We start from the raw sequence: 12,353 nt of genomic DNA, 5'->3' as shown, positions 1-12,353 counted from the left end.
ATCTGATTCACTCAGGCAGTTATTTCAACACCATTTCGTCACCTGACTTTTAGAGCACATCATCGCGTTAAAGTTGTGATGATTATCAAAATAAAAGCCCCGGAAAATAAATTCCGGGGCTTTACCATTGTATAATATTTGTCTTAATTATTCTTCACCAGTTTTATAACCGATCTGTCATTTACTTTTACGAAGTAAACACCTGAGCGCTCATTTTGCAAATCAATGGTCAGGCTGTTCCCTGTTATTGCTGCATTTGTGTACACAACTGTTCCAACAATCGAGTAAACTTCGATCACCGTATTCTCCAAGCCACTTTCTGAAGTAATTGTAAACATCCCGTTATTCGGATTCGGGTAGATGCTAAGACCATTTTGTTCTAATCCATCCAATCCAACGACACTGATTGCTGTACACACGGAAGTTGTTGTACAACCATTTGCCGTAACTTCTACCGCATAGTCTCCTGTAATTGTCGGTGTAAATGATTGGGATGTCTCTCCCGCAACAGGTGTGTTTGAATTACAATCAATCCACTGATAGGTTGCACCTGCCAGGTTTGCAGTGATGGTACCACCGCTCACAGAAACCGTATTGTCTGTTGTACACGCTATTCGGTAAAGATATACCGAACCGGCCTGATTCAACGGACTTCCTCCTGTTGCATTTTCAGAATCTCTTGCTGCCCCTACCAACACAAAGGTATTTGTAATTGCTACATCAAATCCATAATAATCATCAGCCGTTCTGTCGGCTGCAACGATCTTTTGTTCTTGTTGCCAGACACCAGATTCATTTTTAAAGATGTATGCCGATCCTGCCATAAACAAGCTATCCTGTCCTTGCTCATCTTCTGTTTCTGAATAAGCCCCTACAACAATATAGTTATCAGACAGATCAACTGAAGCACCAAAATAATCCATCGCATCTCTGTCACTCGCTACTATTTTTTGTGTCTGTGACCAGGTACCGGATTGGTAATCGAATACATAAGCGGACCCGGAATTCTGCATGGTATTTCCTCCGGTTGCATCTTCAGACTCTTTAAAAGCACCTACAACAACTGTTGTGTTATTGATTGCTACCGAATAGCCAAAGTTATCGTCAAATCCTCTGTCTGAAGCAACAATTTTCTGCTGTTCTGTCCAGGTTCCGGCGTTGTCCACAAAAATGTATGCAGATCCGGCTCCTTGCAATGCATTTCCTCCTGTTACATCATGGTCTTCCGTATACGCTCCGACAATCAGTTTATCTTTGGAGATACTTACTGCATATCCGAATTGATCATCTGCAGCTCTGTCCGATGCTACAATTTTCTGAACCTGTGACCAGGTACCTGAGTTATTTTTAAAGATATAGGCTGAACCGGACTTTGACATCATCGATACCCCTGCGACATTGTGATCTTCACCATATGCCCCGACAAGGATATAATCATCATCAATGGAGACAGAATAACCAAAGAAATCATCTGCGGCTCTGTCCGATGCTACAATTTTCTGAACTTGTGACCAGGTACCTCCGTTATTGCGAAAAATATAGGCGGAACCTGCTCTGTTTTGGAGATTTCCACCTGTCTCATCATGGGATTCCATGTTTGCACCGACCACAATGTAATCGTCATCAATGGCAACAGATCCACCAAAAAAATCATATTGAGCACGGTCTGAAGCAACAATTTTCTGAACAACAGACCAGGTACCTGAATTATTGTGCAAAATATAAGCTGCGCCTGCCTGATCCAGGAAATTCCCGCCATTCTCATCATTCCCACTAAATGGAGCTCCTACAACTGCATAATCTCCTGAAATATCAACGCTGTGGCCGAAGCGGGACATTGCCGCTCTGTCACCTGCCGTTAATTTGACCAGTTGCTCCCAGTTTTGAGCATGAATACTTGTTGTAAGACAAAAAACACCAGTAAAAAAAGTAAATTTTGAATTCAAAACGATTGCCTTGAATTTCCTGTGAAGTTCCCATTTTTTCATAATTTCCTGAAAGTTTTAGTTATAAAATTCGCTTGGGCAATAGACCTGTCAAAAAGTAGTATTTTCCATATTGCCTGAAAGCAAATATAACACATTCTTGTTTTTCTCATTAAATCGTGGTACTTTTTAACAAGTTTATTCTGTCTTGTAAGTTATTGATGCATCTTCCATATGAAAAAAAATGCGTTACTTTGGTTATTGAACAAAACGAACATTCATGAAGGGGATTATTCTTGCAGGTGGCTCCGGAACCCGCTTGCATCCATTAACATTAGCAGTCAGTAAACAACTTATGCCCGTCTATGACAAACCGATGATTTATTATCCGCTTTCTATCCTGATGGATGCCGGAATACGGGACATATTAATCATCTCAACACCACATGATTTACCGCATTTTCAACGTTTATTGGGGGATGGATCCTCATTGGGATGTAGTTTTCAGTATAAAGTACAGGAAAAACCCAACGGCCTGGCACAGGCATTTGTAATCGGAGAAGAATTCATCGGAAATGAAAAAGTTGCACTGATTCTGGGAGATAATATTTTCTACGGTGTCGGAATGGATGAATTGCTCAAAGAAAACAATGATCCGACCGGCGGTGTTGTGTATGCTTATCACGTCAGTGACCCCAAACGATACGGAGTAGTCGAATTTGATGACTCAATGCGTGCGATTTCAATTGAAGAGAAACCACTTGTTCCTAAATCCAATTATGCTGTTCCGGGATTGTACTTTTACGATAACACCGTTGTCGAAATAGCTAAGAATCTGCAACCTTCGGCAAGAGGTGAATATGAGATAACGGATGTAAACGCTGAATATCTAAGAAGAAATCAATTAAAAGTTGCGGTTTTAAGCCGGGGAACTGCATGGTTAGATACGGGTACGTTCGCTTCACTTATGCAGGCAGGGCAATTTGTACAAGTCATCGAAGAACGGCAAGGACTAAAAATCGGTTGTATCGAAGAAGTGGCATTCAGAAATGGCTATATCAATGAAGAGCAGCTTCGGAAAATTGCGCAACCGCTTATAAAGAGTGGGTACGGTGAATATTTACTTCATTTAATCAACAAAAATTAATGGAATTTATCGCTGCGTACACCTCCTATGTTGAGCGTGAATTAAAAAAAATAAGCATTCCTGATCTCCCTTTAACACTGTATGATCCGATTCGGTATTTTCTGCAAATCGGGGGAAAACGGATGCGGCCTGTGTTAACGTTGCTTGGTGCGGAATTGTTTGGTCTGGAAAAAGAAAGAGCAATTCACGCCGCTTTAGCAGTTGAAATATTTCATAATTTCACACTGATCCATGACGATATAATGGATGCAGCACCATTAAGAAGGGGGTATGAAACCGTTCATATCAAATGGAATTCCAATACCGCCATCTTGTCCGGAGATATGCTGATGATCAAAGCGTACCAGTTACTTGAACAACAGGAAGGTAATTTACGTTTATTACTGGAAGCATTTAATAAAACATCTGTGGAAATTTGTGAAGGGCAGCAAATGGACATGGACTACCAGGAACGAACGGCAGTCAGTATCAGCGATTACATTGAGATGATCCGGTTAAAAACATCTGTATTACTGGGATGTGCGTTGGAACTTGCGGCAATTATCGCAAATGCTTCTGAAGACGACCGGAAACACATTTATAACTTTGGTGTTTACGTCGGGCTGGCGTTTCAAATTCAGGACGATATCCTCGATTTGTACGCGGACCCGGATAAATTCGGAAAGCAAACAGGAGGAGATGTAATTGCAAATAAAAAAACAATTTTATATCTTTTGGCCAGGGAAAATGCCAGTGATGAGCAGTTGAAGAAACTAAATGCGTTATCGATTGAGCAAAACGGACAACTAAAAGTGCACGAAACCAGGCAGCTATTTGATGAAATAGGTGTGAAAAATAAGAGTGTTGACATGATGAACCATTACTTTTTTCTGGCTCAGCAAGAAATGAATAAAGTAAGTGTTCCGGACAAAAATAAATTACTGTTAAATCAAATCAGTGAATACCTTTTAAAACGAGACGTTTAAGTTAACTTACAAACCATCAATACTTACTACCAATGAATAGAAATAGAATTATTATTAATTCTGTGGACAGGATTGATATGATTAGTTATGCAGAAATTATGTATATCCAATCAAGTGGAAAATACACGACCTTTGTTACCTCCAATAAGCGGAGAGTAACCAGCTCTTCCAACATCGGAAGTCATCATCTTCCCGAGCATTTGTTTATACGCGTTCACAATTCCTACGTTGTGAATATCAATTTTATACTCTACATCCAAAAAGGGGAAAATTGGAATATCATCCTCATGGACAATACATCAATTCCTGTCTCCAGAAGGAAACGGGATGAGTTGACAGCTTTTATCAGCAACTCCTAATTCGTCGAAATTTAAACCATAATTTACCACGAACATACCAGTTATTAAATAGAGTAGGTTTGAAACCTACCTGGTGGATATTTTAACGTATTAATTATAGGGAACTTTTATAATAATGCTATTTTTAACACTCATTAATACTTTATACTATGGCTACTAACTACAAGGTCAATAAAGGGGGGAAGCTTAACTTCTGGTTGAGTATAATTCTTACGGTTTTTGTAATGAATTTTTCATTTTCTCAGGAGCATGTACATACCGCTTCATGTGTATCCAGTCATGAAGTAAGTTGTACAAAGGATGTGAAAGTTGCTTTTGACAAGCTTGAGAGGAATACCTCATTCAAAAAAGACTTCACGCGTCATTTTCAAATTGATTTTTCAGAATTCATGCAACTGAACTCGTATGAAAAAGAAAAATTTATCAATTACCTGGTGAATGAAGTGTGTTTCAAAAACAGAAGTACAAATGAGTTGGGTACCATTTTCATTGAACTGATTGAAAAAACAAAAGACAATTATTGGTTTGAAAAGCCTGTAGTTACAAGCAACTCTGAAATGGATCAGGTTAGTAAGGGTGTATTCATTCCTAAGAAAGAGCCGAATACAGATAACACTCCTAAAACAGCTGCCTGTCTGAACGCAGACTTTGAGACAGGTGATTATACCGGATGGACCGCATTTTGTGGAACTGTAACGGGGGCAACTATGGGGGGAACAACCAGTGAAGGAACAGCCTGTGGAGGTCAACATGCTATTGTATCGGGAGGTACGGATGCATATACCGGATCTTCAAGAGTTTTTCAGGGGGGTAATTCTGCTATGTTGGGAGATGGAACAGGAACAGGTTCAAGGTATGCCCGTTTACGGAAAACATTTGTTGTAGCTGCCAGTAATCCTGCTATTACCTATAGCTATATGGCTGTTTTACAAGATCCCGGAACGGGACATACAAACCCGCAAAGACCATTCTTCAGTGCCCGTGTCTTTGTTGGCGGGTCGGAAATTTCCTGTGCACAATACTTTTCGTATTTTGGAGACGGAGCCCCGGGGTGGGTTACCGGTGGAGGAGTTGCTTACCGCGACTGGACTTCCGTTTTTGTTCCGTTGGAATCTTATATCGGTCAAACCATCACACTTGAAATCACTGTCGGAGACTGTTCTCAATCCGGTCACTGGGGCTATGCTTATGTGGATGTAAGCTGTGAAAATATGGAGGTTGAACAATTCTGCGAAGGATCATCTACGGTTTTATCTGCTCCTTCTGAAGGTATTCAGGCATATCAGTGGAGTACAGGAGAAACAACGCAGCAGATTGTGGTAACAACTCCGGGGGTTTATACCGTGAATATATTACCAATTGGATCTATTTGTTCTGCAACATTGACTTATAATGCTTCTATCTACCCTGTTCCGACAGCTGATTTTTCAGTAGACAATACCTCTATTTGTATTGGGGGGAATGTGAATTTTACAAATAACTCTACTGTAGAAACCGGCGGTACCATTACCTCCTATCAATGGAATTACGGAGATGGAATAAGTACCCCCGCTTCCACCGGTACAATAACAGGTGTACCTCAAACTACAGGAACCTATACGGCAAATAACCATACCTATAATTCATTGGGTACCTTCAACGCTACACTCACAATGCAAACATCAGACGGATGTACAAACACAAGTCAGGTCCCAATAACAGTCATACAAGGACCGGAAGCAACCATAGGCGGAAATACCGTTGTCTGTTCCGGTACGACTCCTCCCGAGGTGACGTTTACAGGAAGCCAGACTCCTCCGCCATTTACATTTACATACAACATTAACGGAGGCCCCGCTCAAACAGTAACCACGTCTTCCGGAAACTCGGTAACAGTTCCTGTACCAACTACCACTCCAGGTAGTTATACATACAACCTGACACATGTTTCCTCCTCCAGCTCCGCTATGTGTGAGCAAGATCAGACAGGAGCCGTTACAATTGTCGTTAATCCGATACCAAACGCAACCATTGCAACAGATGCGATTGTTTGTCAGGGTGCTGCCGCTCCTGTTATTACATTCACAGGATCTAACGGAACTTCCGATTATCAGTTTACTTACTCATTAAACGGAGGAGCCAGCCAAACAATTTCTACCAGCGGTACAAACACAGCAACAATTACTGTGGCGACCACGACTCCGGGAACATTCCAATACACTTTATTATCTGTTGAAGATGTAACTACCGGATGTTCTCAAACGTTTACTGGTCCGGGACACACGTCTACGGTTGTTGTAAACCCGTTGCCGGATGCCGGTATTACCGGAACAACTGTTGTTTGTCAGAACGATGCACAACCAGTGATTACATTCACAGGAACCGGAAGCAGCGGGAATTATACATTTTCCTATGCAATCAACGGAGGGTCTTCTCAAACAATTACAACAACAGGAGGAAGCAATCAAGCCACTGTAAACGCTCCTACAAATGTTCCGGGAACGTATGTTTACGAACTGTTGAACGTTGCTGACCCTGCAACAGGTTGTAATCAGAACATCAATGAAACACAGACAATCACTGTCAACCCATTGCCTGCAGCAACAATCTACGGGTCAACGACTGTTTGTCAGAACGATGCACAGCCTCAAATCACATTCACCGGTGATTACGGCACTTCCGATTATGAGTTTACTTATACCATCAACGGGGGTGTTCATGAAACGATTATGACTTCCGGTTCTCCGAGTGTAACGGTTAACGTTCCTACAAGTGTCGGAGGAACTTATGTATATGAATTGATCTCTGTAATGGATGTTACAACAGGATGTTTCCAGACACAATCCGGTACTGCAACCGTTGTTGTGAATCTGATGCCAACTGCAACAATAGGAGGTACCGTAACGGTTTGTCAGGATGCGGCAGCGCCTGTGATCACATTTACCGGTCAGAACAGTTCCGGAGAGTATACCTACAGCTACACGATCAACGGAGGTCCGACACAGACGATTACCACTTCAGGGTCCAATAGTGCAACAGTTACTCAATCAACAGCTGTTCCGGGAACGTACGTCTATACGCTGACAAACGTGATGGATCCTGCAAGTTTATGTAACCAGGATTTAAATTTAACGGAAACAATTACTGTTAATCCGCTTCCTGTTGCATCTATTTCGAACCCTGTTCAGGCATGTCACATGGATGCTGTTCTTCCTGAAGTTGTATTTACCGGTTCTGTAGGTACTGCACCATATACATTCGCCTACAACATCAACGGAGGAGCAACACAGTATGCTACTTCTACCGGTTCAACGGTTACATTCCCTGTTTCTACAGGGACCACGGGTACATTTATTTATACAATTACCAATATCCAGGAGGGAAGTGCATTGGGCTGTCAACAAACACAAAATGTATCGACCATTGTTACCATTCATGCTTTGCCGAACGTTTCCGCAGGAAATGACTTCCCGGTGTGTGCAGGTGTTCCAATCGTACTGACAGGTTCGGGTGCGCAAACATATCAGTGGGACAACGGAGTGACAAACGGCGTCCCGTTCACCCCTACTGATACAACTACGTATACTGTAATCGGAACGGATCACAATGGTTGTCGTAACACCGATCAGATTACTGTAAATGTCGTGCCGATCCCGGTAATGGATATCGACGGAATCAATTTATATGGCTGTAGCCCTGTTATACCAACCTTTACCAATAATTCTACCGGAAACCTGACAAACTGTACATGGTATCTGGGGAATGGTGAAGTACTGCAAGGTTGTGGATCTGTTTCTTCGGTATTCGATGTCCCTGGTTGCTTCGATGTAACACTGGTTGTTAGCACACCGGAAGGATGTACCAATAGCTTAACAATCAATAACTATGTTTGTGTCGAAGCGAATCCTATCGCAGATTTCTACCCTAAGCCGGCAGAGTTGACAACTTATGACTGGGAAACGCAAATGATTAATGAATCATCCGGTGCAACCTCTTATTATTGGGATTTCGGAGATGGAACAGCACCTGGCTATGAACATTCTCCATACCACGAATACCCGAATGATTTTGCCGGTGTTTACCAGGTAATGCTGGTTGCATCAACTCCTGCGGGATGTGTGGATACGGCTTACGCGACTGTAACATTGAAAGAAGAGTTGTTATTCTACGTTCCGAATACATTTACACCGGATGGAGATGATTACAATGAAACATTCAAACCAATCTTCACAACAGGATTTGATCCGTACAATTATACATTACTGATCTTTAACCGATGGGGAGAGGTTATTTTCGAGTCACACGATACGAATGTAGGATGGAACGGAAAGTATGGTATTGACGGCAAATTATGTCAGGACGGAACATACACCTGGAAAATTGATGTGAAAGGACGGACTTCAAGTCAGCAATCACAATTTACCGGACATGTCAACCTAATCAGGTAATCCAATATTAGCAATAAGTACAAGGGGACGATGTGTCCCCTTTTTTGTTTTATATCCCCACAATCAGATGAACAAAAAATAACTATTTTAGCCAACGGATTAAATCCGGAATACGTTTAAACTATGAAAACTTGTATCATCTGTCATTTGAGTAAATAGTTTTCATATAAAACAATTTGTTAACCATTGAATACAACCTTTTTGAGAATTGATATGATGATGCGTCTGTTTGCTGGCTTTATCTTTTTATTTTTTGTACTGTTTTCCTCAACAGCACAAAATTTTTTACCCCTGAATTACGATACATTACAGCGAAAACATGAAATCAATCTGGTTGGATCCGGAGAATTTGCAGCATCGTCTGTTTCAAATAAACTCACAAATTATTTCATTTTCGGAGGAGAAATTCCGAATGATCTGATTACTCGGTTAGACGGGAAACAGCGATCCTTGAACAGAATCGGGTTTTATGCAGAACCGACACTGGAATATATAAATTACAGTATCCAACCTTTTAAAACCAAAAATTGGGGGATTATAGTAAAAGCGGGTATGTTTTCCAGTGGTGCTGCGCGCTATACAAATGGCTTGTTCGGACTCATGTTTCGTGGGAATGAACCTTACCTGGGGTCGGAAATAGATTTGTCGAATATGGTTGTGGGAACAACTACCGCACATAAAATAGGATTCGGTTTGATTGACGGAAAAAGTAAATCAAGTGTTTCACTCAATATCTATGGAATCACAAATTACATCGGTGCTTACCTCGGCGATGCTTCCTTTAAGCAGGATGAGTCCGGTTTTGCAGCCGAATTACTTTTAACCGGTGGTCGTGCAGATATTACTTCAACGGGGCCTTATTATAAAGGAATTGGTGTAGGGGTAGATGCAAACTTCTTTTTTAAACTCGGGCCTGAAGAAAAACCTTCTTTCCTACAATTTTCCATCCAGAATTTAGGTGTCGGTTTTATCAACAAGAATATTGTCCGCTACTCCATGGATACACTTATTCAGTACGATGGATATACAATATCCAATTTAACAAACGGAGAAACAATCTTTGGAGAAGGAAAAAATATCGGCGATGAATTGGGGCTTAAACGAGATACGGTCTCTAAAACCATCGCGCTTCCTTTTACTGTACAAATCGGAAAAATCATTGATGAACACAACACCAAAATGTTCCAGTTTTTTTACGGAGGGAGAGTCTATATTCAAAACGGGGCTATTCCGATGCTGTATGCCGGTGCACATTACAGAAGTAAAAAATGGTTCCGGATGGGAATTGGTGTCTCATATGGAGGCTACACTGGTTTCCGGGCAAATCTATATGCACAAGGGGCCTGGAAACAGTTCAACATTGGTTTGGCAACAAGTGACGTTGTCGGAGCAATTGGTTTAGGAAAAGGCTATGGAGGTTCACTGAGTTTGAGCTATCGTTTTAACAACTAAAAAAATGAGATCATGAAATTATCAGTGCTTTTAATCATTTTACTGCTTTCCGGATCGGGATACAGTCAATCTAATTTCTACAAGCAATATTCAAGTAACGGATATGACTTCGGACAAGGAATCGTTGAATTACCAGATTCCAGCTACGTTATTACCGGGGCCTCTTCCGGTTTTCAGGATGGTCCTTCCCAGATGTTTTTACTGAAGCTTGATAGCCTGGGAGATTATGTCTGGTCACACCATTACGGCGGATCTGAAACGGATTGGGGAAGAAGGGTAAAACACATCGCAAACGATGGATTTTTTGTAGGCGGGTATACCAATTCATCCGGAAACGGAGCCTATGATTTTGCGCTATGGAAAATTAGTGAGAATGGAACAGAAGAATGGTTTAACACCTATGGGACAAGTGGTTGGGAACGGATGCACGACATGGCATTAACAGCTGACAACGGGCTGATTCTTGTTGGAGAAACCAATAATACCGCTGACGGGCTAACGGATATTTATATTGTAAGGATCGACTATAACGGAACTGTCCTTTGGGAAGAACAGATTGAAAATCCGGGGAACGATAATGCTTTAACCATTCAAATGTTTGACGACTCGACATTCATTATCGGCGGTTATTTCTATAATAATCTCACGAATTTCAAACAGGCTTGGTTAACCAGAATGCAAGACGATGGTACGCAATTATGGAATCATATATCGGGTGATAACTATCATTACGAAATAGCAGATCTTGAAATAGACTTATCCAGTCAAAAAATTTATGGAGTGGGAGGAAAAATAAATGCTTCTCTTGATCAATCTCAATTATATGTACTTATTACAGATGCATCCGGAGCTATCATTCACTCAACAACTCAGAACAATAATAAAGAAGCAGGAGTCGGTATTACCACGCACAATTCCTCCGGGCGTTTTGCCGTTTGTACGTCCAATAGCGGTGAATTTTCTTATGGAAAAGAAGACTTGTTTTTCTTTTCTTTTACCTATAACGGAGACTACTTCTCAACGTTAGGTACAGTGCAATACATATCCACTCAGGTATTGGGAGAAATCATCACAACTTACAATAATGGTGCGATTGCCGTTGGATACAATGAAGATATTGGTCCAGGTGGATCAAGTATTTTTGCTATCCGAATGGGTAAAGATCAACCCTACATTAGTTCCAATGATGACTTTAGCACCAATCCATTGGTTTCAATTGAGACAGTAGGGAACAACCTGGAAATCGTTGTGTACCCCAATCCTGCCAGTGATCAGCTCACAATCTCCTCTTTTTCCGGTTCTTCTTCTGATATTGCAATTTCTCTTATAGATGTAGTCGGTAAAGAGATCCTGACAACAAAAGCAAGTAGCCTGCAGGAAACACGCGTTGACATAAACACTGTTTCGACCGGAATCTATGTATTAGTCATTAGAAATAGCGCACAAGAGATCATTTACAATCAAAAAATAGAAGTAAAATAGACTTCTTTTAAGCAGGATATACAGTGCTTATTTAGAATTTCATTCGCATTCCTTTCATTGAATTCACGAAAGGTCATATGCTTCGGTGATTATTCTCTCCAGGCTTTTTTGTATCGCGAGCACAAATAATAAAATTGGTTCATCTCATCTGTTTTGTTCCTGCAAATCCATTTTTCTATGGTAAGAGTGCCTTTAGAAATCAAAACAGTATAACAATATTCTCATGACTGCCGTATCATTGTTGTCAAAGATACATTCAACAAATCATCAGAGCGGGGAAAAGAGATATTGAATAAAAACAATACGGGAAGATTGGATTTAAACCGGTTAAGCAATTAAAATCAACTTTCTGAGGTGTATCACATAAGCAGTACTTTCAACTATTTCATCATTCGTTCAAGGGATAACACAGTTTGTGAAGAGGAGGAATGGCGATCTTGCGCCGTAATTCTGGCGTACTAAAGGGCTCCTTTTGAGGGTATATGAACCAATATAAACGAAAAAAAGCCCACACAACTGAATGTATGGGCTTTTAAAAAGTGGCATCGACTTACTCTCCCACCCTCAAAAGGGCAGTACCATCAGCGCAGGCAGGC

Annotated in this window: 7 protein-coding genes; 6 read left to right on the top strand and 1 reads right to left on the bottom strand. The window is 41.0% G+C overall.

The features are described 5' to 3' along the window. Positions 1–143: 143 nt before the first annotated feature. Positions 144–1,988, bottom strand: coding sequence for a T9SS type A sorting domain-containing protein (locus H9Y05_RS07190; RefSeq protein ID WP_216713907.1), 1,845 nt, complete (start codon positions 1,986–1,988; stop codon positions 144–146). A 217-nt stretch (positions 1,989–2,205) separates the two neighbouring features. Here H9Y05_RS07190 and rfbA point away from each other — a divergent pair, with 217 nt between their 5' ends. The 6 genes from rfbA (at position 2,206) to H9Y05_RS07160 (ending at position 11,757) form a co-directional block, all read left to right on the top strand. Further along, positions 2,206–3,072 carry a glucose-1-phosphate thymidylyltransferase RfbA gene (rfbA, locus tag H9Y05_RS07185; protein ID WP_216713906.1) on the top strand — a complete coding sequence of 289 codons (867 nt, stop codon included), beginning with the start codon at positions 2,206–2,208 and terminating at the stop codon, positions 3,070–3,072. Further along, on the top strand, positions 3,072–4,037 hold the full coding sequence (locus H9Y05_RS07180; RefSeq protein ID WP_216713905.1) for a polyprenyl synthetase family protein: 966 nt from the start codon (positions 3,072–3,074) through the stop codon (positions 4,035–4,037). Before rfbA ends, H9Y05_RS07180 begins: the two co-directional genes overlap by 1 nt. A 32-nt stretch (positions 4,038–4,069) precedes the next feature. Next, positions 4,070–4,396 (top strand): LytR/AlgR family response regulator transcription factor, encoded by a 327-nt coding sequence (locus tag H9Y05_RS07175; RefSeq protein ID WP_163489663.1) that lies wholly within the window; start codon positions 4,070–4,072, stop codon positions 4,394–4,396. A 149-nt stretch (positions 4,397–4,545) separates the two neighbouring features. Further along, positions 4,546–8,823 (top strand): PKD domain-containing protein, encoded by a 4,278-nt coding sequence (locus H9Y05_RS07170; RefSeq protein ID WP_216713904.1) that lies wholly within the window; start codon positions 4,546–4,548, stop codon positions 8,821–8,823. Positions 8,824–9,009: 186 nt separating this feature from the next. Continuing rightward, positions 9,010–10,275 carry a hypothetical protein gene (locus H9Y05_RS07165; protein ID WP_163489661.1) on the top strand — a complete coding sequence of 422 codons (1,266 nt, stop codon included), beginning with the start codon at positions 9,010–9,012 and terminating at the stop codon, positions 10,273–10,275. Positions 10,276–10,287: 12 nt separating this feature from the next. Beyond that, positions 10,288–11,757 (top strand): T9SS type A sorting domain-containing protein, encoded by a 1,470-nt coding sequence (locus tag H9Y05_RS07160; protein WP_163489660.1) that lies wholly within the window; start codon positions 10,288–10,290, stop codon positions 11,755–11,757. Positions 11,758–12,353: the final 596 nt, after the last annotated feature.

Origin of the sequence: Taishania pollutisoli, assembly GCF_014518315.1 — a bacterium.
GTDB lineage: Bacteria > Bacteroidota > Bacteroidia > Flavobacteriales_D > Crocinitomicaceae > Taishania > Taishania pollutisoli.
Note: the sequence above shows the minus strand (reverse complement) of the source record. Positions and strands in the feature narration are given on the sequence as shown.